The sequence below is a fragment of the Shewanella sp. SM32 genome, assembly GCF_025654235.1.
GTDB classification, from domain to species: Bacteria; Pseudomonadota; Gammaproteobacteria; order Enterobacterales; family Shewanellaceae; genus Shewanella; species Shewanella oncorhynchi.
This window is the reverse complement of sequence record NZ_JAKKRO010000006.1, coordinates 85,564-108,730: the sequence shown is the minus strand read 5'-3', so window position 1 is coordinate 108,730 and position 23,167 is coordinate 85,564. Positions and strand designations below refer to the sequence as shown.

Here is a 23,167-nt window from a genome sequence, read left to right as displayed (position 1 = left end):
GCTAAACCTCCTGTATTGCGATCAATTTAGATTTTGTTGGAAGGTCAGGGATGCAGATGTCTTTAACACCCAATTGCTCTAGTGTGATTGCACCGGAATGAAGCTGTTCACACTCTGCGGCACCAACCCTGCGTATAAGAAAATTAGATACTGCATCTAATGCGGATCTTTTTTCCTCTTCGGTTAGTGGGGATAGACTGATAGGGCGTATGCCGTTATTCATTAATATTTGATCTGTGAAATTATTTCTCTCAAGCTCCATCCTTTTGTCTGCAACGTGAGGGTACAATCTGCTGGCAGTGACTAGATGGTTTTGAGCTATAAAATCAGTGGACACAGCAAAACCTACTTGTGCATCGTCTTTATGATCCGATTTAACTAGTGCATTTTGATCACTATTTGGGTTTTCGTTGTAAGGGTCAAATTCAGGCAAAACTCTCACTTCTTCAGTAAGCTTATAGGCGGCATGAGAGCTGTTAAGTACGTCATCGAGGGCTTCTGTTTTGTTATCTATGAGAGCCTGTACACACTTTATGTCTGTGGATACGCTTGATGGAATGAGGTGCGCTTCACCTCTTTTAACATAGGCATATCGTTCAGAATTCAGTGACTTTAAATCTTTTAGGAGCTTGTCTATGTCAATTTGAATGCTGCGGGCAAGCTCGAAGAGCTTGTTGGTGTGTAGCCATAATTCAATAAGCCAAGGCTTACCCGTGACGAAATGACGACACATAACACAGTTTTCCTTCCCGCCTTTAACTGGAGCATATTGTGCTGCTTGGGCTTTGTTGGCGGCCTTTACAATCTCTCCACCATCATTACAGCGCGTGCCTGAATGGGGACACATTCCATAAGGTATCCCTCCTAAAATATTGATGTTTTGGTTGGCTAGAGCGGCTTTAATTGCGTTATCGTCATTTGCAGCTAAATACCTTTTGGCTTCATCATACGTTGCATCATTTAGCCATTTAGCCAAGTCTTCCTTAATCTTATCTTCTATTTCTTTTCTTGCGTCAGTTAAGCATTCATTGACTTCAGCGTTTGAATACTTGATGTAGTACAGGGTCATAAATATGGAAGCATGACCTGCCACCAACTTACTGAGGACTTCTAGAGGAACACCTTCTTTTGACAGAGCTGACAGTCCAGCAACCCTTAGGCCGTGCATAGTGTATTTACATGTCGCTGGTTGTTTGCCATTCCAGTTTGTAACTAATGTCACGTCGTAAGCTTCAGCTCTGAGTTGGCGCTCTACTTCGGCTAAGGTTTCGTTAAAGAACTTCATTAGGACGTTATGTGTAACGGGCAGTCTCGGATCGTCACCACCTGGATTTCTGAACAAGTAGAAACGATCTGGAGTTTCAGCGATAACAGATGCTGACACTGTTTTTTCACCTGACACTTTAGCAGGAAGATCTGCATACGCTGTGGGTTCGAGTAGCGGATTATACTTTGATTGCCACTCTACTAACTCATTGCAATATTTAATTAGAGCCTGGTTTTGCCAGGGTATTGTGTATCCAGAGTGCTCGCCAAATCCCACTTTTATATCGGCAGTTTTATTGGTGTTTATGTAAAAACCAGCACCGTCCTTCGTTATTTGATACGCCGACTTTTCATCTTTAAGGGTTATTTTGGTAACGACACCGCGAGCCGTATTGGATGCCCCTATAGATCTCCAATAGCCGCTATGAATAGAGTCGTTTTCGACCCAAGTCATCGAATCAAGATCAAACTTATGCTCGTCACCTTCACCGGAGTCAAGCATTTGCGCCTGAATTCTTCGAATTGGGATCTCTAGCATCAATAAGAGAAAGTAGGTGGGAACGATATTCCAGACATCGCTTGTTTCGCCAGTTTCAGAATCGGTATGGATGAAATAGTGACTGGACAATGACTTAGGAAATGCGTAATCATTTTCGGTCAAAACTTCTTTCATTTTGTATAGAATCGATGGTGGTATTAACTCTTTTGTAGACTCTGTTTTAGTCTTGCCGAAAACTGCACCTGAATTTGCTTTTACTTGGCGCTCTGTGATGATCGGGTAGCCTAAATGAGTTACTTCATCCCCTTCTATATCCGACATATATTCATCAATAATGTACATAGAAAAGTCATGAAATACGTAGAGGAAAGGATCTACGAGTTTGTGCTTGAACATTTCCCTGAATTCTTCAAGAAAGATTTTGGATCTATCCTTTGCTAGATAGGCCATAGGATGGTGTAACGAACTGTCTTTTGTTTGTAAGTATTCGAGAAAGTTCAGGCATAAAGCCTCAGACTTTCTAGTCCCCTTGATATGCTTAAAATCTACATATTCAAAAAAGTATTTTACCCATTCGGCCAAGTCAGGGGAGAAGAATTTTTCAGGTACTTGTAGTGCAGTGTGTTTGTTGGTGCGATGAATCTTTGCGTAAAAACTAAAGTCACTTGTTTTATGGATGTGATCTAATATTTTTGCAATGGCTCGACACCCTGTTTGGAATCTTTCTGGGATGTCGTCGTTATATTGATGTTTGGGTTCTTTTATGGTGTCTAGGGCCTCTTCCCAAACCTTATAGGTAATATCAGTGAGAGTGTGAACTCTATAAGTCTGCTTAAGTAGAATCAGGAGAACCGAGACGGCTATGTCGATATGGTCTATAGCGCTAGTTGATTTAGCATTGCCATAGGCCTTTAAGGGGGTCATCAGATTGAAAGCTTCAACAAAAATGGAGGATTTTTGTGCGAAAGAGTGAAAAGACATCCTTTCATTTTGATCAGCTATAACTAGGTATTCGTGAAGCGCTGTATTGAGATCCTGCTTCATATTATTATTCCTTGCACCAGACTTCTGACTTCATTCAGGGCCGCTTGTATACCTTCAATTGTTGGCGCTTTATATCTTTCTTGAGATTCAATGCTACCGTGGTGGAGGCAAGCTTGTATCACTTTCGGTGGGGCATTTACATCGCTTAATAACCCACCATAAAAATGCCTACCGCCATGTTTAGTTGTCCCGTACCTTTTGCCTCTTGGGATCTTTTCTCCGATTGCATGTTCAACCCTGTTTAACGCTTGCTCCCAAGAATAATCAAATGCGGCCTCACTATAAGGTGCTCCGACATAGCTTTCTCCAGTTACTCTGTTGAAGCCTGAGCTGACGAATAAGAACGGGTGTTCAATATTGCCGTTATTTTTATAGGTCGCTATCATCTTTGGCCTGTAGTTATTAATGTAATAACCGTACATGCTCGCAAAAAGATCCGATGCTCCTTGATGGAGGAAGAAGCATTCACAAGTTTTAAATTGATCAACGGCAAGGTTTTTCCATCCTGCGTGATAAGACTTGATTTGGCTTTGCCTTCTCGATTGTAACCCCAACGACTTTAGATATGCCTCTCTGGTCTTCTTTTCACCGATAATGAATGTTTCAGCTTGTTCTGGATGCCTTAAGAAGACTCTGTGCCCATATTGCGAAGTTAAGACAATATCGTTAACCCATAGATGTAACGGCTCGCTCATCCTTAAACCACCAAAGAACAGCAATAGAGCTGCCATTTTACCTGTAATATCATTTTGATCTTCTAGTAATGGCGCGTCTGGATCTTTTACAAACCCATACTTGAAAAAAGGTGCTACTAGTTCTTGAGGAAATCTGATGTCGGTTTTTATAGGAGAGGATGTTTCAGTATTTATATTTATGATGGAGCGACGATTCTGCCTCTCTAGCCTTTGAGCTATTTGACCAATATTCTTCACATGAGACAAAAACGAATTTTGTTTAATCTTAATTGCTCTATAAAGGAAGGTTAACGTGGTTGGTTCATCTTTCATGGCATCACGTTCAGGTGACTGTAGGATATCCTTATCAATCAAGTCATTCACATGGCAAAAGTCGATGAAATCCTCTAATGCGGATGCGAGCCTTTTGGTTACGTCTGGCGTTGCAGCAGGCCAATACAGCTTTAAAGGATCTTTTGCTGTTTTATGATCGATTGTTCCACGCATGAAAGCAAACAAGAACATCCGCATGACCTTGCGATGAAGACTTGGCTCATTACCTTCAAAATTGAAAAGACCATTAGCTTTTAGTTCTTGGCAATAGTCGTAAAAGAACCCTACGGCTCTTACTCGCCACTGCATCCACTGTATTGAGCGTTCTGGATTTTGTAGAAAATAATCCATTAGGGATTGACACGCCCTTATTCCATCTTGTGTGCGCAAATACAAAACAGGCACAACTAAGCCGTTCATTAAATGAACTTCTTGTTTTAGTGCGATGTGGTGTTTACCGTGAGCCTTAGTCATAAATTTTTGTTGAATAGTTTCTATGAATTTATAGTAACTATAGTTTGGGGGTTTTACAAGTTAAAAACATTTTAAAAAAACTATTGCTTTTTAATTTTCGCTCCCTATAATGTGCGCATCTTAACGAGGGCTGGTAATAATTAGTAACCAGCAAACGCCCCCTTTACGAGCACCCGCCTTCTAAGCGGGTGGTCGCAGGTTCGAATCCTGCCGGGCGTACCAGTTTCAGTGGTGATTGTAGCTCAGTTGGTAGAGTCCCGGATTGTGATTCCGGTTGTCGTGGGTTCGAGCCCCATCAGTCACCCCATTTTTAGTACTTTGAGTACAAATTAAAAAAAGCGACCTTGTGTCGCTTTTTTTATACCCCAGATTCGGCTGTTGAGGCTCGACTCTGCAGAAAACGGTGGCTATAATGTCGCGTCTTGATAGATATCAACTATGAGCGACCTGTGCCTAAAGCCAGTTGTGGTGGGCATTGTAGTCAAATTTAATGATCAAGAAACGAATACCTGAATAGTTGATGAATCGGCTATTACAAAGGACGTTAGACAAATTTCGAGGTAAAACAATGCAAGTTTCTGTTGAAGCAACCCAAGGCCTAGAGCGTCGCCTGACCATTTCTGTTCCTGCTGAACAAATTGAAAAGCTGGTTAAAGACAGTTTACAACGTGAAGCTAAGCGTGCTCGTATCCCAGGTTTCCGTCCTGGTAAAGTGCCTGTTACTGTTATAAACAAACGTTACGGCGCAGCGATTCGTCAAGACATCATGGGTGAAGTGATGCAACGTAACTTCATCGAAGCAATTATTGCTGAGAAGTTAAACCCAGCGGGTGCACCGACTTTTGTTCCTGGTTCTACTGATGGCGAAAAATTCGAATTTATCGCTACCTTTGAAATCTATCCAGAAGTTGAGCTGAAAGGCTTAGATGCAATCGAAGTAGAACAGCCAAAAGCTGAAGTGACTGACGCTGACGTTGACACTATGATTGAAACCTTACGTAAACAACACGCGACTTTCGCTGCTGTTGAACGTGAAGCTGCTGATGGCGACAAAGTGAAAATGAACTTTGTTGGCTCAGTTGACGGTGAAGAATTTGAAGGCGGCAAAGCTGATGATTTCGAACTGCAATTAGGTAGCGGCCGTATGATCCCTGGTTTTGAAGCAGGTATCTTAGGTCACAAAGCGGGCGAAGAATTTGTTATCGACGTGAACTTCCCTGAAGAATATCACGCTGAAAACCTGAAAGGTAAAGCGGCTAAGTTTGCGATTACGCTGACTGAAGTGCAAGCGGCTAACCTGCCAGAAGTAAACGATGAGTTTGCTGCTCTGTTCGGTATCAGCGAAGGTGGCTTAGAAGCCCTTAAAACTGAAATCCGTAAAAACATGAACCGTGAACTTGAGCAAGCGTTAAAAGCTAACGTGAAAGAGCAAGTGATCAATGGTCTGTTAGCTAACAACGATATCACTTTGCCAAAAGCATTGATCGATGGCGAAGTTAACGTTCTGCGTCAACAAGCCATGCAACGTTTTGGCGGCCAATCGGCTAACATGCCAGAACTACCAGCTGAATTGTTCACTGAACAAGCTGCACGTCGTGTTAAAATCGGTCTGCTATTAGGCGAAGTCATCAAGACTAACGAACTGAAAGCGGAAGATGAACGCGTACAAGGCTTGATCGCTTCTATGGCTTCAGCCTACGAAGATCCAAGTGAAGTAGTTGCTTATTACAACAGCAACAAAGAGCTGATGCAAAACATGCGCAACGTTGCTTTAGAAGAGCAAGCGGTTGAAGCACTGTTGAAATCTGCCAAAGTGACCGAAAAACAAGTCGCTTTTGAAGAATTTATGAACAAGGCTACCGGTCGCGCATAAGCTAAGCTTGACTTGATTAGCTGTTCGCCATTTATAATGGCTCGTATGAGGCTCCTCATGCGAGCCATTTTTATTTAGGGAAGTGAATAATGCATAATGCGTCAGACATACAAAGTGCTTTAGTGCCTATGGTGATCGAACAGACTGCTAAGGGTGAACGCTCATACGATATTTATTCTCGTTTGTTGAAAGAGCGGATTATCTTTTTGGTAGGTCAAGTTGAAGAACACATGGCAAACCTTATCGTGGCGCAATTATTATTCTTAGAATCAGAAAGCCCAGATAAAGATATCTTTTTATACATTAACTCCCCTGGTGGTTCTGTCACCGCAGGCATGGCGATTTATGATACCATGCAGTTTATCAAACCGAATGTTAGCACTGTCTGTATCGGCCAAGCCGCCAGTATGGGCGCTTTCTTGTTAGCCGGTGGTGAGAAGGGTAAGCGTCACTGTTTACCAAACTCTCGCGTGATGATCCATCAACCGCTGGGTGGTTTCCAAGGTCAAGCATCAGATATTGCTATTCATGCCAAAGAAATCTTAGGCATTAAAAATAAGCTTAACCTAATGCTCGCTGAACACACAGGTCAACCGCTCGAAGTGATTGAACGCGATACCGATCGTGACAACTTCATGAGTGCAACTCAAGCCGTCGAATATGGCTTAGTTGACTCTGTGATGACGAAACGCGGCTGATTTTTGCTTTTGACTGAGCTATGCTTTGTAAAAGTTAAGCAAATTTAAGACAGGCAGTAGAGCAGACTGCAAATGAGGTAATTAATGGGCGACAACAAAAATAATGGTGACAGCGGTAAATTGCTGTACTGCTCTTTTTGCGGAAAGAGCCAGCATGAAGTCAGAAAACTCATTGCTGGCCCATCAGTGTATGTATGCGACGAATGTGTTGAGTTATGTAACGACATCATTCGTGAAGAGATTAAAGAAATCTCTCCAAAGCGTGATAGCGATAAATTACCGACACCACATGAGTTGCGTGCACATTTAGACGATTATGTTATTGGCCAAGACAGAGCGAAAAAAGTGCTTTCTGTGGCAGTGTATAACCACTATAAGCGTTTAAAAAATACATCGCCTAAAGATGGTATCGAGCTGGGCAAGAGTAATATTTTGCTTATCGGTCCAACGGGTAGCGGTAAAACCCTACTGGCTGAAACCCTTGCGCGCTCACTCAATGTGCCTTTCACTATGGCAGATGCTACTACGCTGACTGAAGCGGGTTATGTGGGTGAAGACGTTGAAAACATCATTCAAAAGTTGCTGCAAAAGTGCGACTACGATGTTGAGAAAGCGCAGCGTGGTATCGTTTATATCGATGAAATCGATAAAATTAGCCGTAAGTCAGACAATCCATCAATCACCCGTGACGTATCGGGTGAGGGTGTACAGCAAGCACTGCTTAAGCTGATTGAAGGTACTGTTGCCGCGGTTCCACCACAAGGTGGCCGTAAGCATCCACAGCAAGAATTCTTACAAGTCGATACTTCTAAGATCCTGTTTATCTGTGGTGGTGCATTTGCAGGGCTTGAGAAAGTGATTGAGCAACGTGCGCACGTTGGCTCGGGTATCGGTTTTGGTGCACAGGTGAAAGGCGAGAAAGAGAAGGCGACGATCTCTGAAACGTTATCACAAGTAGAACCTGGCGATTTAGTCAAATACGGTTTAATCCCTGAGTTTATTGGTCGTCTACCAGTGGTTGCGACTCTGACTGAGCTGGATGAAGAAGCTTTAGTACAAATTCTATCTCAACCTAAAAATGCCCTAACTAAGCAATACAGTGCGTTATTTGAGATGGAAGGGGTAGAGCTTGAGTTCCGCGAAGATGCGCTTAAAGCGATTGCTCACAAAGCCATGTCTCGCAAGACAGGTGCCCGTGGTCTACGCTCCATCGTTGAAAGTATTCTGCTGGATACTATGTACGATATCCCATCCGTTGACGGTGTGGTGAAGGCCGTTGTGGATGAATCAGTCGTGAAAGGGGAATCTGCCCCAATCTTGATTTACGAGCACAATGAGGCCCAAGTGGCATCAGGCGAACAATAATTGTACTGATCGCTAATAAACTGAAAAACAAGGAGTCCAATGGACTCCTTTTTTCGTATTAGCCATTGAAACTCCATAAAGCGTCCCAATATACTCCAGTATTAATCCATTTCACCAAAACGGAATCGAACTATGACCCAAGAGCGTGAAGCGCATATCGAACTCCCCGTGCTGCCACTGCGAGATGTGGTGGTCTATCCCCATATGGTAATTCCGTTATTTGTCGGACGAGAAAAATCTATTCGATGTCTCGAAACGGCAATGGCGCAGGATAAGCAAATTATTTTAGTGGCGCAGCGTGATGCCGAGCTCGATGAACCATCAAAAGATGACATCTTCGAAGTGGGTACGGTTGCCTCTATTTTACAGTTACTTAAGCTGCCAGACGGTACAGTCAAAGTGCTGGTTGAAGGTGGTCGTCGCGCCCGTATTACCCGTTATACCCAAGAAACAGAATTTTTTGTTGCTAAGGCTGAGTATCTGGAATCAGAACCGCTGGAAGACAAAGAAGAAGAAGTGTTAGTGCGCAGTGCTATTGGTCAGTTTGAAGGTTATATCAAGCTGAACAAAAAGATCCCGCCAGAAGTCTTGACCTCTTTATCGGGTATCGATGAAGCGGCGCGTCTGGCCGATACTATGGCCGCACACATGCCACTTAAGCTTGAAGATAAGCAATCTGTGCTTGAGATGGTCAACGTCGGCGAACGTCTGGAATATCTAATGGCGATGATGGAATCGGAGATCGACCTATTACAGGTTGAGAAACGTATCCGGACTCGCGTTAAAAAACAGATGGAAAAGAGTCAGCGTGAGTACTATCTGAACGAACAGATGAAAGCCATCCAGAAAGAACTGGGTGACCTAGATGAAGGCCATGACGAATTTGAAGCCTTAAATCGTAAGATTGAAGAGGCTAATATGCCCGCTGAGGCGAAAGAGAAAGCCCTCGCCGAGCTTAACAAGTTACGCATGATGTCACCAATGTCGGCTGAAGCGACGGTTGTTCGCAGTTATGTCGATTGGATGACGGCTGTGCCTTGGAGCCAACGCTCTAAAATCAAACGTGATTTAGCCAAAGCCCAAGAAGTACTCGACACCGATCATTTTGGCCTTGAAAAAGTCAAAGAACGTATCTTGGAATATTTGGCAGTCCAAAGCCGAGTGCGTCAGCTTAAAGGGCCAATCCTGTGTTTAGTGGGGCCACCAGGTGTGGGTAAAACCTCGCTAGGTCAATCGATCGCTAAGGCGACCGGTCGTAAGTATGTGCGTGTTGCCCTCGGTGGCGTGCGTGATGAAGCGGAAATCCGTGGTCATCGCCGTACTTACATTGGGTCTATGCCGGGTAAAGTCATTCAAAAGATGGCTAAAGTCGGCGTGAAAAACCCGTTATTCTTGCTCGATGAAATCGACAAGATGAGTTCAGATATGCGCGGCGATCCGGCTTCTGCTTTATTAGAAGTGTTAGATCCTGAGCAAAATGCGACCTTTAACGATCATTACCTCGAAGTCGATTACGACCTATCCGATGTGATGTTTGTTGCAACGTCAAACTCTATGGATATTCCTGGGCCACTTCTTGACCGTATGGAAGTCATTCGTTTGTCGGGTTACACCGAAGACGAGAAGCTGAATATTGCTAAGCAACATTTGCTGAATAAGCAAATTGAGCGCAATGGTTTAAAAGCCACTGAAATTAAAGTAGATGATAGTGCTATCGTTGGCATTATCCGTTATTACACCCGTGAAGCGGGTGTGCGTTCACTCGAGCGTGAATTGTCTAAGATTTGCCGTAAAGTCGTGAAAATGATTTTGCTCGATAAGTCTGTCAAGTCTGTGACTGTCAACCAAGAGAATCTTAAGTCTTTCCTTGGTGTGCAGCGCTTTGATTACGGCAAAGCCGAGTCTAAGAACCAAATCGGTCAAGTGACTGGCTTAGCGTGGACTCAAGTGGGCGGTGACTTACTGACGATTGAAGCAACCTCAGTGCCAGGTAAAGGGAAGTTAACCTATACCGGTTCCCTTGGCGACGTGATGCAAGAGTCGATTCAAGCAGCGATGACAGTTGTTCGCGCCCGCGCGGAACAATTAGGTATCAATGCGGATTTCTACGAGAAGCGTGATATCCACGTGCATGTGCCAGAAGGTGCGACACCCAAAGATGGTCCATCTGCTGGTGCGGCTATGTGTACCGCGTTAGTATCAAGCTTAACGGGTAACCCCGTGCGTGCTGATGTGGCCATGACAGGTGAAATAACCTTACGTGGTGAAGTGTTACCTATCGGTGGTTTGAAAGAAAAACTGCTGGCAGCACACCGCGGCGGCATAAAATTGGTGCTTATTCCAAAAGAAAACGAGCGTGATTTGGAAGAAATTCCTGCCAATGTAATTGCCGATTTAGAAATTCGTCCCGTGCGCTGGGTCGATGAAGTGTTAAAACTGGCACTAGAAAGGCCGGTGGAAGGCTTCGAAGTGGTTAAAAACTTGGCATAACGCAAGAAATTGCGCTATCACGTTAAAAAAAATGAAAAAAGGGGCTTAACAAAGCGCAGACCTGTGGTAGCCTAGGTCTGTGGAGAGCCAGCTGCTCCAAGCCCTTGGCGCAACTGGCTTTGAGCTGTATCCAGTTTTAATTCTTTGGTTTTCGAACTCAGCTTGAACTTTGAATTCAAGCTTGTTATAAAAGCCTCCGCAGACCGCTCTAGAGACGGATTTGGTTGCGGCGCAAAAAAATTACATTCAAGGGGATGACATGAACAAATCTGAACTAATCGAGAAAATCGCATCTGGTGCTGACATTTCTAAAGCCGCTGCTGGCCGAGCACTGGATTCTTTTATCGCTGCTGTGACCGAAGGTCTGAAAGAAGGTGATAAAATTTCTCTTGTTGGTTTTGGTACTTTTGAAGTGCGTGAACGCGCTGAGCGTACTGGTCGCAACCCACAAACGGGTGAAGAAATCAAAATCGCAGCAGCTAAAATTCCTGCATTCAAAGCTGGTAAAGCACTGAAAGACGCTGTTAATTAATCATTAATATCGTAGCCTTTGTAAGGCGTTCGTAATGACAAGCACTGTTTATCAGTGCTTTTTACGAATTGAAAGTAATGGAATATGAAGCTTAATTTCTACCATTACTCGGGGTTTTAGAATTTACCAGTGGTAGCGTCTGAATATTCCCCATAAATTACAGAAAGGCGCATCTCAACCTGATGCGCCTTTTTATTTTGTTAATCGCAACAAGCGAGAAATCTGATGTTAGAAAAGATCCGCGATGGTTCGCAAGGCGTGATTGCTAAAGGCATTCTCGTACTTGTGATTTTATCTTTTGCATTTGCAGGAGTCAGTAGTTACTTAGGTTCAACAACTGATGTGCCTGCGGCAGAAGTGAACGGTGACAAGATCACTAAAGCCGAGCTAGAGCAGGCGTACCAGAGCGAGCGCTCTCGCATGGAGCAACAGCTAGGTGAAATGTTTGCTGCGTTATCTGCTGACGAAAAATACTTACAAAGCATTAAGCAGAGCGTATTAGAACGCTTAGTGGCTGACAAGTTGATAGATCAAGCTGCTAAGGCTATGGGTCTACGTGTATCTGATGAGCAAATTGTTGCTGCAATGAGAGCTGAACCGGCATTTCAAACTGATGGCAAATTTGATAACGATCGTTATCAGGCGATTCTGCGTCAGTTAGGTTATCAGCCACAGACTTTCAGAGACATGATGCGTGTCGATATGACCCGTCGTCAGTTAACTGCAGCCCTTGTGGGTACTGAATTCGTGTTACCTGGCGAAGCTAAGCAATTGGCTGAGTTACAAGGCCAAACCCGTGATGTGCGCTATGTTATCGTCGATTCTGCGCCGTTCTTAGCGACAGCGGTTGTGACTGACGAGCAAGTGAAAAACTATTACGACGCAAACCAAGGGCAGTTTATGAGCCCTGAGATGGTGAGCCTAGAATATGTTGAACTGAATGCTGCTGATTTTGCTAAAAATAATCCAGTTTCTGATGAAGAAGCACAAACGTATTACGAAGAACATAAAGCACAATATGTTTCTAACGAGAAGCGTCTTGCCGCGCATATTTTGGTTATGCCAGGTAACGATGAAGCGGCAGCAAAAGCCAAGGCTGAAGATCTCGCTAAGCAATTAGATAGCGGTGCCGATTTTGCTGATCTGGCTAAAGCTAACTCTGATGATACTTTGAGTGCAGAGAAGGGCGGTAAACTGGATTGGTTTGAACCTGGTGTAATGGACCCTGCATTTGATGCCGCTTTATTTGCATTAAATAAAGGCCAACATTCTGCGGTGGTTAAAACAGACTTTGGTTTCCACATTATCAAGCTATTAGATGTGCAATCTGGCGCGACTGTACCGTTTGCTGATGTGAAAGCTAAGATAGTGGCTCAATTGCAAGATAAGAAAGCGGTTGACCAGTTCTATAGCTTACAAAGTAAATTAGCGGATACCAGCTATGAAGTGCCAGATACACTATCTGAAACCGCAAAAGCTGTTGGCGTTGATGTTAAGACTACAGCACTGTTTTCTCGCGATAACGCACCTGCTGAGCTAAACAAGCCTGACTTAGTTAAAGCAGCCTTCTCTGAAACTGTGATGCTGAAAGGTTTAAACAGTGAAGTGATTGAGCTTGAACCTAACCATGTGGTTGTTATCCGAGTGAAAGAACATCACGATGCGGGTACTTTGGCCTTAGCTGAAGTGAAAGCCAACATCACTGAGCGCTTGAAGCAAGATCAAGCAAACGAAGCCGCCCGTGCAAAAGCACAGGAACTGATGGCACAAGTTAAAGCGGGTGCAACTGATCTTGGTTTAGTGTCTAAAGCGAAACTAGGCCGTGGCGCGCAAGATGTTGATGCTGCGATTGTAGGCAAAGCGTTCCAAATGCCAACACCAAGTACAACTCCTGTTGTCGATACCGTTGGTTTAGCAAACGGTTATGCTGTGGTTGCACTGGATAAAGTCAACGCTGCAGAAGGCGTGAGTGATGAGCTAGTTAATGCACTTAAACAACGTCTGAACGCACAATACAGTGAAGCAGACTACCGTGGCTTGATCGATTCGCTTAAAGCCAATGCCAAGGTGCTTTACCCTGTAGAAGAATAATTTCAGTGAGGATAGTGAATTAAATTTGCTATCCGACTGATTAAATAGAAAAGGCCAAGTGAGTTCACTTGGCCTTTTTGTTTTTTAATTCGATAAAGTTTACCAATGAAGTTCGAAGGATATCCGCTATAGCAACACTGTCAGACTCCATATTCCATTACTTCAATCGCCACGTTACTGAATTGAATGGTTAATCATCAACGCCAATCATTACGCTGCTGGCTTTGATGAGGGCATAAGCCGAATCACCCACTTTGAGCCCTAGGCGCTCACAGGAAGCTTTAGTCACCACAGAGGTCAGTACGACACCGGGTGCAAGTTCGATTGTCACTTCATTGTTTACAGCGCCCATTTCTATGGATTTGATTGTACCGCTGAGGGTGTTTCTTGCGCTAATTTTCATTGATTTTCCTTATTGAGGGATTATTAGGGGTCAACTGCAGCTAGTGTAGCGCATCTTAATCTGGGAGTTATAAATAAAAACGCCACTAAAAAGTGGCGTTTAACGTTTGTGATAAGCAGTGATTCGCTATCGAGTTGATTAGAGTTCGATAACGTCAAATTCAACGTATGGGTTAACGTCGGCATCGTAATCAATGTCTTCGATACCAAAACCAAATAACTTAATAAATTCAGCTTTGTATTCACGGTAATCAGTCAATTCTGATAAGTTTTCTGTGGTCACTTGTGGCCACAAATTACGGCAGTGTTGCTGAATATCTTCACGCAGTTCCCAGTCATCTAAACGTAAGCGATTATCACTGTCGGTCTCAGGTTTTGCACCATCGGCACGGAATAGGCGCTCACTGAATAAGCGATAGATTTGCTCCATACAACCTTCATGGAGACCTTCCTGACGCATTTTCTTGAATACCATAGCGATATATAAAGGCATGACAGGAATGGCCGAACTCGCTTGAGTCACAACGCTCTTTAGCACTGCAACATTTGCGCTGCCGCCAGTGGCTGACAGTTGTTCATTTAACGCTTTTGCAGCGCGGTCCAGATCCATCTTGGCCTTGCCAAGGGCGCCGTGCCAGTAAATTGGCCATGTCAGTTCTGTACCTATATAGCTATAGGCTACGGTTTTGCAGTTATCGGCTAATACACCGGCTTCAGATAAGGCTTTGATCCACAGTTCCCAATCTTCGCCGCCCATAACGGTGACAGTATCGGCAATTTCTTGCTCAGTTGCTGGCTCAACGGTGGCTTCAATGATGCAGTCTTTATTGGTATCAACGGCAGTTGCTGTGTAAGTTTCGCCAATGGGTTTTAAAGCTGATCGGATAAGCTCACCTGAATCTGGGAGTTTGCGCACTGGTGATGCCAGTGAGTAAACAACCATGTCAATTTCACCGAGATCTTGCTTGATAAGCTCGATGACTTTTTGTTTAGCTTCATGGCTAAAGGCATCGCCGTTAATGCTTTTAGAATATAAACCTTCCGCTTTAGCAAATTTGTCGAAAGCGGCAGAGTTGTACCAACCTGCAGTACCTGGTTTCGCTTCAGTACCAGGCTTTTCGAAGAACACGCCAATCGTTGCGGCATCGCTACCAAAAGCGGCTGCGATACGTGAAGACAGACCATAACCACTTGATGAACCGACTACTAATACCTTTTTCGGGCCGTTAGCGATTTTGCCTTTTGCTTTAGTTAAGGTGATTTGTTCTTGAACGTTTACTTCACAACCGACAGGATGTGTAGTGGTACAAATGAATCCACGAATTTTTGGTTTGATAATCATATTTAAGCTTCTTCTATCAAAATGACCAATAGGATAAATATTTCGGCGGGTAAATGGCACCTATTTTTAGCCAATTCACCTGATTATTTAAGTGGTTGGAGCAGTTTAGCGTTTGTGAACAAACAGACTCTGCTCTTGGACCAACCTCTGAGTGTATTCATGTTTTGGTGAGTTAAATATTTGTTCTGTATCAGCTTTTTCAACCATTACACCTTTGTGCAGTACCATAATTTTATCGCTGACATGGCGAATAATATTGAGATTATGGGACACGAAGATATAAGACAAGCCGAGATCTTTTTGCAGTTTTAGCAGCAAATTAAGAATTTGCGAACGCACCGAAAGGTCCAGAGCGGTTAAGGCTTCATCGGCAATGATAATTTTAGGATTGAGCATTAAGGCTCGTGCTACTGCGACTCGTTGTTTTTGCCCTTCGGAAATCATGTGCGGATAAAACTCCGCATGCTCGGGTAATAAACCTACTTTTCGTAAGGTATCGACCACTTGGGTGTGCCGCGATTGCGCAGACATTTGGGTGTTGAAACGCAGCGGCTCATCGAGCAATTGACCAATCGTTAGGCGCGGGTTCAGTGAAGTATTCGGATCTTGGAAAATCATCCGAATTAAGCGGCATCTTTGTTTTATATCGCGACTGTCTAAGGCTTCACCTTCGAAAAAAATCTCGCCGCCACTGCGGGGCTCTGCGCCGACTAAAATGCGGGCGAGGGTACTTTTACCTGAACCCGCCTCACCCACTATCGCTAAGGTTTCACCGCGTTCGAGTTCAAAGGATACGGGCGCTAATGCATCGTTATATTGGCGGGAAAAGCCCCTATAACCAGTATCATATCTTTTATAAAGGTCATTAACTTTAAGCAGTGGGGTCGTCATTATGGGTTTCGCCGTGATAAGGGAAATGACAGGCAAAATAGCGGTCTTTGATATGACTCAAATTTGGCTGATTAACGCATTTTTTTTGTGCTTCAGGGCAACGTGGCCCTAAACGACAACCAATTGGCAAATGCTGTAAGGCGGGCGCAGAACCCGGTAGGGTAGGCATAATCGCCTTGTGACCACCTGAGCCTGAATAGTCGGGCATATTTTCGAGTAACGCCTTAGTGTAAGGATGATAAGGCTGCTTAATCACTTCGTCCGTCGGCCCAGATTCCATGACTTGACCGCAATAGAGCACGGATAAGTGATCGCACCATTGGGCTAAGGTTTCCAGCTCGTGGCTGATCAATAGAATCGATACGTTTTGTAATTGATTTAATTGGGATAATAATCTGAAAATTTGCGCCTGAGTGCTGAGCTCCATCGAGCTTGTGGGTTCGTCTGCAATCAAGAGGCGAGGCTGGTTAGCAACCGCCATCGCAATCATCACCTTTTGGCACTCACCTTCGGATAATTCCCATGCGTAGCTAGACATCACCTGCCGCGGATTCTTGATCCCGACTTTATGCAGCCATTTCTGTGCTGTAAGTCTTGCATGCCTGCGCCGTTGCCAAAAATAGGCGTTGGGATTTTTAGGCATAGCTTGCATTAACTGACTGCCAACGGTTTGTGCTGGATCTAAGCTGCCAGACGGATCTTGGAAGATCATTGCCATGTCTGAACCCATCAGGTTACGGCGCTCTTTTGAGCTCATGGCCATCAAGTTATTGCCATCCCACATCATGCGGTCTGCAGTAATAGTCCAGTTGGGGCCGGGGATGCCTAAAATCGCTCTGGCTAACAAACTTCGTCCTGAGCCAGATTCACCCACTAGCCCATGAATTTCGCCCGCATTGAGTGTTAAGCTGACTTTTTCTAGCGCCCGCACTCTACCGTGGGGCGTATCGAGTTCAATCGTTAGATTTCGTATGTCGAGTAAGGGCATAAGTTAGTTTCTGATGGGCGCAAGCGCCGACCGTAGGCCATCGCCAACCAAGTTAATGGAAAGCACACTGAAAAGAATCGCTAAGCCTGGGATAGTTACGGCCCAAGGTGCAGTTAGTAAATTATCCATCCCTTGGGCGACCATTGCGCCCCATTCTGGACTCGGCGCCTGTGCGCCCAAGCTTAAAAAACCCAGGGCAGCGATATCTAAAATAGCAGCTGAAATGGCAAGTGTGGTTTGAATAATCACCACTTCCCACACGTTTGGCATAATGACATACCAAAAAATTTGCATCGAGTTCGCGCCGTCTAAACGTGCGGCTGTGACATATTCTTTTTGTAATTCTTCATGCACTGACTGGTGTATGGAGCGCACAAATTGTGGGGTTAAGGCAATCCCGACGGCCCAGAACACGTTTTCAAGCCCTGGTCCCATTACAGCGACCACTAAAATGGCCATCAATAATGAGGGAATTGATAACAGCGCGTCGAGTAAGTGCCCGAGAATACTGGATTTTAAGCCCCGCATCATGCCCGACAACGACCCTATGATAAAGCCTGTGAATAATGCGGTAACGACGATCAGCAGCGCCATGCCAAAGGTCAAGTGCGCGCCGTGTAATAATCGGCTAAAAATATCGCGGCCGAGATCGTCAGTCCCTAAAAAGTGCGCCACTGTCCCTGAAGGGTCCCAAGAGGGTGGCAACAGCAAGGCTCTTGGATCTTGTGCCTCTGGTGGGAAGGGCGCAATCATAGGGCCAAACAGGGTTAGCAAGAGCAGAAATGCAATCGTCCATAGACCCGCTAAGGCGAAAGGATTAGCCGAAAAGTTAAGCCAAACCCGCATAGTCGGGGAGGCAATTTGATCTTCTTGATAAATTTTAACTGGTGGCATAAAGGTCTTTTCTGCTCAGTGGATTAAAGGCTGTGTGCAGCACTTCAATCAAGATACTTAGGAAGATAATCAATAGGGCCACGGCCAAAATTCCACCTTGGATAACAGTATAGTCCCGTTGGTAAATCCCTGAAACTAGCCAAGATCCTACACCAGGCCAAGAGAAAATCATTTCAACCACTATGGCATAACTGGCAAATGAGCCAAGCATTAGCCCTAAATGTTTAAGTACGGGGATCAGCGCATTGGGCAGGGCGTGGCGCAGTATAATCGTGCCAGTATGCATGCCTCTGGCTTCGGCTGCGCGGATAAAGGTTTGATTCATCACATTCACCATTGCCGAACGGGTGCTACGAACCACTACAGTAAAAGGTAACACGGCCAGTGTTGTGGCTGGCAAAATGATATGCAGCAGGGCATCTTTAAATGCCGACATGCCGTATTCTGACTCTGACAACAAGGTATCTACTAGCATAAAGCCAGTGACGGGCTTGATTTCATAGAGCAAATTGATTTGTCCCGAAATTGGTAACCAACCAAGATCGACGCCAAACCAAAGCGAAAGATACAGACCTAACCAGAATACGGGTACAGAGTAGCCCGTTAGGGTAATCGCCATAATGGTATTTTGGGTGAGCTTATGTTGACTCTGGGAGGCGAGCACGCCTAAGGGCACGCCCAAGCAAATTGCGATAATGCCCGCCATCACAGCAAGTTCGAAGGAGGCGGGCAGGACGGCACTGAGTTCTTCGGCGACTTCTTGATGTGACGTGACTGAAATCCCTAAATTACCGCTAAGCCTTTGTTGTAGGTAAGCGATAAATTGCCACGCTTGGTTTTTATCTAATTTGTAGTCTTGTTCTATTTGAACCAGTTGGGTCGCCGTCGGTGTATGTATGCCAGTGAGTGCATAGGTGCGCTCAACTGGAAACAAGCCTGTAGCGTAAAATAAGACACCCACCATGACTAACGAAGTAGCAAGAAATAAATTGAGGCGACGCAGTAGGTATGTAAACATTAATTCGCCTCCTGTGGTGCTTGGCTAGTATGGGTGAAGGAAATCCCACCAAAAGGCGTAAGCTGCATATCCTTGATATCACTGCGAGTTAACGCTACACGTTTGGCATGGGCCAGACTCAGCATAGGTATTTGTTCAGCTAAAAAGGCTTCTGCTTGTTGATAAATCACTTTACGTTCCGCTTGATCTGATACTTCCCTTGCGCTGTTTAAGATGGCATCAAACTCAGGGTTACACCAGCGAGAACGATTGTTGTTTGATTGCATTGCTGCGCAGCTCAGCAGCGGAGTAAAAAAGTTATCGGGATCGCTGTTATCAGCATTCCAGCCAATCAGCACAGAATCATAGTCGTCGCGGCTCAGTCTCTGATTAAATACGCTCCAATCGTAACTGATGATATTCACTTTTACGCCGATGTTTGCTAAATCGGATTGAATTAATTCGGCCGTTTTCAACGAATTGGGGTTATAAGCGCGGGCAACCGGTATGGCCCAAATATTAATGCTGAGATTTTTTATACCGGCTTCTTTTAATAGGTCGCGTGCTTTTTGCGGATTGTAATCGACAAGTCCTTTGTTATTTTCGTAGGCCCATGATGCTGGCGGCAGAACGCCGGTGGCTTCAATGGCAGTATTTTGATAAACCGCTCGCAGGATATTTTGTTTATCAACAGCATAGGCCAGTGCACGACGTACGCGAACATCATCTAACGGTGGCTTTTGCGTATTAAAGGCCCAAAATGCCACGTTAAGACCTGGTTGTGATTCGATGTTTAATTCTTGATGCTGTTTGATAACAGGTAGTTCACCTGCTTTGGGCAGCGCAGAAACGCTGCAATCCCCGGCGATAAGCTTAGCGAGCCTAACTGTACTTTTGGGCGTGATATCAAATACCAGCATATCGATTTTTGCTGGCTCTCCCCAAAAATCGGGATTACGGCGATAGCGGATATATTCGTTTTTAGCGTATTGCACTAAGGTGAACGGTCCTGTACCAATGGCAAAGTGGTCGACGTTTTCAGGATGACCTAAAGCTAACTGCTGCTGCGCGTATTCGTTTGATAAGATCACCGCAAAGTCGGTGGCTAAATTTGACAAAAAAGAAGCGTCTTTGCGAGTTAAGTAAAAGACCACTTCATGATCGTTTATCTTCTCTATCCCTTTAACTTGCTGAGAAAAGCCAATACTTTGGAAGAAGGGATAACCCGTGCGGGAGACAAAATGATAAGGATGCTGGGTATCGATAATACGATTAAAGGAGAACAACACATCGTCGGCATTAAAGGGGCGAGTTGGGTAAAAACGCTTTGAATGCTGGAACTGCACGTTTTCCCTGAGAGTGAAACGATAGCTTAAGCCATCATCAGACATGGCCCAACTCGTCGCCAAGGCAGGGACAAGCTTGCCTGACTGGGTGTCATAATCCACTAGGCGACTATAAATTTGATGCGAGGTGGCATCGATTGTCGTGCCAGATGTCACCAATTGTGGATTAAAAGACTCAGGGTTCCCTTCGGAGCAATACACCAAACCAGAAGGGAGTCGTTGGGGGCCACACGCGACCAACAACCAACTCATGCAAGAAACTGCAGTTGTTAGGCACAGGCGTCTAATTAGCACACTCATTTATAAATCATTATTTTATCGACTATGAACGGCTATTTTAGCAGTGCATCTCCCCCGTGGGCAATCTGCTTATGCTTTATCAAGTAAATTGTACTTTTTAAGGATGCCACGCAGTTGGTGGTAGCTTAATCCGAGCATGTCGGCGGTTTTCTTTTGGTTATACTGGCTGTTTGAGAGTGCCTGCTGGATCAGATCCATTTCGTACTTCTCAGTTTGCTCTTTAAAATCCAGCGGAAAATTAAAGCAATTCGTTGAATACTCAGTATTGACTTGCACTTCAGCCTCAAATGTCGGCGCAGATTGTGGCGTACTGGCAATAGTTGTTGGCGCGACTGAGGTGGTTTGACGTTCGCGGGTCTTGATCCGCGTTTTAGGCCGATACGGTGAAGCAAAGGGATCGAGGGTAATATGATCGATGGGCCTATTTTCACCGCCATTACGGTAAACGCTGCGCTCTACAACGTTTTTAAGTTCACGGATATTACCCGGCCAGTCGTGGGTCATTAATTGCTCGACCGCATGGGCGCTGAAACCGCTGAACAGCTGCAGCTTTAATTGGCGCGCCATGCCAACGGCGAAATATTCCGCCAGCGTCATTATGTCTTCTGGGCGGCAACGCAGTGGGGGCAGAGTGATTACATCGAAGGCGAGTCTATCGAGCAAGTCGGCACGAAATTCGCCTGCGTCAGCAAGTGATGGTAAATCTTCGTTGGCGGCGCAGATTAACCGAACATCAGCCTGCACGGTTTTACTGCCGCCGACCCGCTCAAATTCGCCATATTCAATAACGCGTAGGAGCTTTTCTTGGATAAGTCCTGAAGTGTTGGCTAATTCGTCGAGGAATAAGGTGCCCCCGTCGGCGCGCTCAAAGCGGCCTTCGTGTTTGCCTTTGGCGCCAGTAAAGGCTCCTGACTCATGGCCAAATAATTCACTCTCGAGTAAATTTTCACTCAAAGATGAACAGTTTAGCTTAATAAAACTTTGATCCCAGCGCTTAGACAGATAATGTAAGCGTTCGGCAATAAGCTCTTTACCTGTACCACGTTCACCAATAATCAGTACGGGTTTAGACAGAGGCGCTATTTGCGACACATGTTCTAACACTTCGAGTAGGGCGTTGGATTGACCGATAAGGTTGTCTTGCTGAAATTTATTATCCACGATATTTTTTAGTCTTTCGCGCTAAAATTTGGTGAAAATGATAATAAGTGGCTTGAAGCGTAAAAGGAAGTAAAAGTTAATATTTTGTTTAACTTGCTGTATTTAAATAAGAAGTTAAAGTTGGCACGGTTAGTGTATTACCTTATACGAGACCAACATCAATTTGAGGATAGGATTATGGGAATTTTCTCTCGTTTCGCCGATATCATTAACTCTAATATCAGCGCATTGCTGGATAAAGCCGAAGACCCAGAAAAAATGGTTCGACTGATTATCCAAGAAATGGAAGACACACTCGTTGAAGTGCGTTCTACGTCAGCTAAAGTGTTAGCTGAAAAGAAAGAGCTGCAACGTCGTATCAACCGCGTGTTAGAGCAAGTGCAAGATTGGCAAGATAAGGCTGAACTGGCACTGTCCAAAGACCGTGAAGACTTAGCGAAAGCCGCTTTAGTTGAAAAACAAAAAGCGACCGGTTTAGCAGATACGCTGAATCAAGAGTTAGCCGTCATCGATGAACATATCGCACGCTTGAAAGATGAAGTGGGCATGTTGCAAGAAAAGCTGCTCGATGCAAAAGCGCGTCAAAAGACCATTATTTTGCGCACTCAAACCGCGTCATCACGCTTAGAAGTGAAAAAGCAGCTAGATTCAAGCAAGATCGACAATGCTATGCTCAAGTTTGAGCAATATGAGCGCCGTGTCGAAGGCTTAGAAGCCCAAGTTGAATCTTACGATCTTGGCAGCAAGAAGACCTTAGCCGATGAGTTTGCGGCGCTAGAAGCGGAAGATTCTGTGAATGCAGAACTGGCAGCGCTCAAAGCCAAGGTAAAAGGTAAAGCGCCAATTAAGTCAAAAGAATAACAATTCAGAGGTGAGTTATGGATATGGACGTGCTAATGGCGCCGATTATTATTTTCATGGTGATAGTCGCGCCAATATGGTTAGTTCTTCATTATCGCAGTAAGCGACAAGTGAGCCAGGGACTCACTGAGGAAGAGTTTTCACAACTCAATGATTTGATATCCAAGGCCGATAAAATGGCGGCGCGTATCGAGACCTTAGAGGCCATTCTGGATACAGAATCGCCCGAATGGAGGGGGAAACATGAGAGGATCTAATGGCCGTACTTTGTACCGCATTCCCCAGTCAGGCAAAATAGCGGGTGTATGTGCAGGGATTGCCGAGTACTTTGCGATTGAAACTTGGTTAGTGCGAGTGCTGACTGTGTCTATCTTCTTACTCGGCGGCTCAGGTGTGGTATTTATCATCTATGTCGCTTTGTGGGTGATTTTAGACATCAAGCCGCAAAAGCATTACGATAGAGACGATATCGAGGTGAAGAAGAAGCCGTGGCAGTCGGGAGAACCCGCAAAGCAAGCGCTAAGCGACGTGAGTCGTCAATTTCGAAGTCTGGAAGTCAGGCTACAAAATTTAGAACGCCATGTCACCTCTGACAACTTTGATTTAAAAAGACAAATCAATAGTTTGTAACCCTTCTAAAGGGCGG

At 44.8% G+C, this 23,167-nt stretch carries 19 protein-coding genes and 1 tRNA gene; 10 read left to right on the top strand and 10 right to left on the bottom strand.

The window, feature by feature from the left end:
- Nucleotide 1: 1 nt before the first annotated feature.
- Together L5M10_RS04260 and L5M10_RS04255 are read right to left on the bottom strand one after the other, a co-directional pair.
- A complete protein-coding gene (locus tag L5M10_RS04260; RefSeq protein ID WP_172590664.1) occupies nt 2–2,809 on the bottom strand; it encodes a VPA1269 family protein in 2,808 nt (935 codons plus the stop codon).
- Nucleotides 2,806–4,290, bottom strand: a complete 1,485-nt coding sequence (locus tag L5M10_RS04255; protein ID WP_263254892.1) for a hypothetical protein — start codon at nt 4,288–4,290, stop codon at nt 2,806–2,808. Before L5M10_RS04255 ends, L5M10_RS04260 begins: the two co-directional genes overlap by 4 nt.
- A 231-nt stretch (nt 4,291–4,521) precedes the next feature.
- Between L5M10_RS04255 and L5M10_RS04250 the strand changes: the two genes are divergently transcribed.
- From L5M10_RS04250 to L5M10_RS04220, 7 genes are all read left to right on the top strand, one after another.
- Nucleotides 4,522–4,597 (top strand) — tRNA-His (locus L5M10_RS04250).
- 261 nt (nt 4,598–4,858) lie between these two features.
- Nucleotides 4,859–6,163, top strand: coding sequence for a trigger factor (tig, locus tag L5M10_RS04245; RefSeq protein ID WP_028760469.1), 1,305 nt, complete (start codon nt 4,859–4,861; stop codon nt 6,161–6,163).
- A gap of 89 nt (nt 6,164–6,252) precedes the next feature.
- Nucleotides 6,253–6,861: an ATP-dependent Clp endopeptidase proteolytic subunit ClpP gene (clpP, locus tag L5M10_RS04240; protein WP_063883148.1), complete on the top strand. Its 609-nt coding sequence runs from the start codon at nt 6,253–6,255 to the stop codon at nt 6,859–6,861.
- Nucleotides 6,862–6,945: 84 nt separating this feature from the next.
- A complete protein-coding gene (gene clpX, locus L5M10_RS04235; RefSeq protein WP_263254891.1) occupies nt 6,946–8,226 on the top strand; it encodes an ATP-dependent protease ATP-binding subunit ClpX in 1,281 nt (426 codons plus the stop codon).
- Between the two features lie 132 nt (nt 8,227–8,358).
- Nucleotides 8,359–10,716, top strand: coding sequence for an endopeptidase La (gene lon, locus L5M10_RS04230; protein WP_105252934.1), 2,358 nt, complete (start codon nt 8,359–8,361; stop codon nt 10,714–10,716).
- 259 nt (nt 10,717–10,975) lie between these two features.
- Complete coding sequence (hupB, locus tag L5M10_RS04225; RefSeq protein WP_006081127.1) at nt 10,976–11,248, top strand: nucleoid-associated protein HU-beta; 273 nt, start codon at nt 10,976–10,978, stop codon at nt 11,246–11,248.
- Between the two features lie 225 nt (nt 11,249–11,473).
- Complete coding sequence (locus tag L5M10_RS04220; RefSeq protein WP_219234575.1) at nt 11,474–13,339, top strand: SurA N-terminal domain-containing protein; 1,866 nt, start codon at nt 11,474–11,476, stop codon at nt 13,337–13,339.
- Between the two features lie 190 nt (nt 13,340–13,529).
- Here L5M10_RS04220 and L5M10_RS04215 read toward each other — a convergent pair whose 3' ends face one another.
- The 8 genes from L5M10_RS04215 to pspF all read right to left on the bottom strand — a co-directional run bounded on the left by L5M10_RS04215 (nt 13,530) and on the right by pspF (nt 21,660).
- Nucleotides 13,530–13,742 (bottom strand): molybdopterin-binding protein, encoded by a 213-nt coding sequence (locus tag L5M10_RS04215; RefSeq protein ID WP_006085368.1) that lies wholly within the window; start codon nt 13,740–13,742, stop codon nt 13,530–13,532.
- A 138-nt stretch (nt 13,743–13,880) separates the two neighbouring features.
- Nucleotides 13,881–15,083: an enoyl-ACP reductase FabV gene (gene fabV / locus L5M10_RS04210; RefSeq protein ID WP_263254890.1), complete on the bottom strand. Its 1,203-nt coding sequence runs from the start codon at nt 15,081–15,083 to the stop codon at nt 13,881–13,883.
- Between the two features lie 105 nt (nt 15,084–15,188).
- Nucleotides 15,189–15,974 (bottom strand): ATP-binding cassette domain-containing protein, encoded by a 786-nt coding sequence (locus L5M10_RS04205; protein ID WP_263254889.1) that lies wholly within the window; start codon nt 15,972–15,974, stop codon nt 15,189–15,191.
- Nucleotides 15,955–16,962, bottom strand: a complete 1,008-nt coding sequence (locus L5M10_RS04200; protein WP_263254888.1) for an oligopeptide/dipeptide ABC transporter ATP-binding protein — start codon at nt 16,960–16,962, stop codon at nt 15,955–15,957. The genes L5M10_RS04205 and L5M10_RS04200 overlap by 20 nt, the downstream gene beginning before the upstream one ends.
- Nucleotides 16,963–16,965: 3 nt before the next feature.
- A complete protein-coding gene (locus L5M10_RS04195) occupies nt 16,966–17,856 on the bottom strand; it encodes an ABC transporter permease subunit (protein ID WP_006081133.1) in 891 nt (296 codons plus the stop codon).
- Nucleotides 17,843–18,874 carry an ABC transporter permease gene (locus L5M10_RS04190; RefSeq protein ID WP_028760461.1) on the bottom strand — a complete coding sequence of 344 codons (1,032 nt, stop codon included), beginning with the start codon at nt 18,872–18,874 and terminating at the stop codon, nt 17,843–17,845. The genes L5M10_RS04195 and L5M10_RS04190 overlap by 14 nt, the downstream gene beginning before the upstream one ends.
- Nucleotides 18,874–20,499, bottom strand: a complete 1,626-nt coding sequence (locus L5M10_RS04185) for an ABC transporter substrate-binding protein (RefSeq protein WP_263254887.1) — start codon at nt 20,497–20,499, stop codon at nt 18,874–18,876. The genes L5M10_RS04190 and L5M10_RS04185 overlap by 1 nt, the downstream gene beginning before the upstream one ends.
- A 69-nt stretch (nt 20,500–20,568) precedes the next feature.
- Nucleotides 20,569–21,660 (bottom strand): phage shock protein operon transcriptional activator, encoded by a 1,092-nt coding sequence (gene pspF / locus L5M10_RS04180; protein WP_263254886.1) that lies wholly within the window; start codon nt 21,658–21,660, stop codon nt 20,569–20,571.
- 177 nt (nt 21,661–21,837) lie between these two features.
- On the opposite strand from pspF, the gene pspA reads away from it, so the two are divergent.
- Genes pspA through pspC form a run of 3 tightly spaced genes read left to right on the top strand, consistent with a single transcriptional unit; the run spans nt 21,838 to nt 23,151 of the window.
- On the top strand, nt 21,838–22,521 hold the full coding sequence (pspA, locus tag L5M10_RS04175) for a phage shock protein PspA (protein ID WP_028760458.1): 684 nt from the start codon (nt 21,838–21,840) through the stop codon (nt 22,519–22,521).
- 17 nt (nt 22,522–22,538) lie between these two features.
- Complete coding sequence (gene pspB / locus L5M10_RS04170; protein WP_006081138.1) at nt 22,539–22,778, top strand: envelope stress response membrane protein PspB; 240 nt, start codon at nt 22,539–22,541, stop codon at nt 22,776–22,778.
- Nucleotides 22,765–23,151 carry an envelope stress response membrane protein PspC gene (pspC, locus tag L5M10_RS04165; protein ID WP_028760457.1) on the top strand — a complete coding sequence of 129 codons (387 nt, stop codon included), beginning with the start codon at nt 22,765–22,767 and terminating at the stop codon, nt 23,149–23,151. Before pspB ends, pspC begins: the two co-directional genes overlap by 14 nt.
- Nucleotides 23,152–23,167 lie beyond the last annotated feature (16 nt).

Excerpts from the sequence above, each read along its gene's own strand:
- L5M10_RS04260 (WP_172590664.1), bottom strand. The coding sequence starts at position 2,809 with ATGAAGCAGGATCTCAATACAGCGCTTCACGAATACCTAGTTATAGCT.
- L5M10_RS04255 (WP_263254892.1), bottom strand. The coding sequence starts at position 4,290 with ATGACTAAGGCTCACGGTAAACACCACATCGCACTAAAACAAGAAGTT.
- tig (WP_028760469.1), top strand. The coding sequence starts at position 4,859 with ATGCAAGTTTCTGTTGAAGCAACCCAAGGCCTAGAGCGTCGCCTGACC.
- clpP (WP_063883148.1), top strand. The coding sequence starts at position 6,253 with ATGCATAATGCGTCAGACATACAAAGTGCTTTAGTGCCTATGGTGATC.
- clpX (WP_263254891.1), top strand. The coding sequence starts at position 6,946 with ATGGGCGACAACAAAAATAATGGTGACAGCGGTAAATTGCTGTACTGC.
- lon (WP_105252934.1), top strand. The coding sequence starts at position 8,359 with ATGACCCAAGAGCGTGAAGCGCATATCGAACTCCCCGTGCTGCCACTG.
- hupB (WP_006081127.1), top strand. The coding sequence starts at position 10,976 with ATGAACAAATCTGAACTAATCGAGAAAATCGCATCTGGTGCTGACATT.
- L5M10_RS04220 (WP_219234575.1), top strand. The coding sequence starts at position 11,474 with ATGTTAGAAAAGATCCGCGATGGTTCGCAAGGCGTGATTGCTAAAGGC.
- L5M10_RS04215 (WP_006085368.1), bottom strand. The coding sequence starts at position 13,742 with ATGAAAATTAGCGCAAGAAACACCCTCAGCGGTACAATCAAATCCATA.
- fabV (WP_263254890.1), bottom strand. The coding sequence starts at position 15,083 with ATGATTATCAAACCAAAAATTCGTGGATTCATTTGTACCACTACACAT.
- L5M10_RS04205 (WP_263254889.1), bottom strand. The coding sequence starts at position 15,974 with ATGACGACCCCACTGCTTAAAGTTAATGACCTTTATAAAAGATATGAT.
- L5M10_RS04200 (WP_263254888.1), bottom strand. The coding sequence starts at position 16,962 with ATGCCCTTACTCGACATACGAAATCTAACGATTGAACTCGATACGCCC.
- L5M10_RS04195 (WP_006081133.1), bottom strand. The coding sequence starts at position 17,856 with ATGCCACCAGTTAAAATTTATCAAGAAGATCAAATTGCCTCCCCGACT.
- L5M10_RS04190 (WP_028760461.1), bottom strand. The coding sequence starts at position 18,874 with ATGTTTACATACCTACTGCGTCGCCTCAATTTATTTCTTGCTACTTCG.
- L5M10_RS04185 (WP_263254887.1), bottom strand. The coding sequence starts at position 20,499 with ATGAGTGTGCTAATTAGACGCCTGTGCCTAACAACTGCAGTTTCTTGC.
- pspA (WP_028760458.1), top strand. The coding sequence starts at position 21,838 with ATGGGAATTTTCTCTCGTTTCGCCGATATCATTAACTCTAATATCAGC.
- pspB (WP_006081138.1), top strand. The coding sequence starts at position 22,539 with ATGGATATGGACGTGCTAATGGCGCCGATTATTATTTTCATGGTGATA.
- pspC (WP_028760457.1), top strand. The coding sequence starts at position 22,765 with ATGAGAGGATCTAATGGCCGTACTTTGTACCGCATTCCCCAGTCAGGC.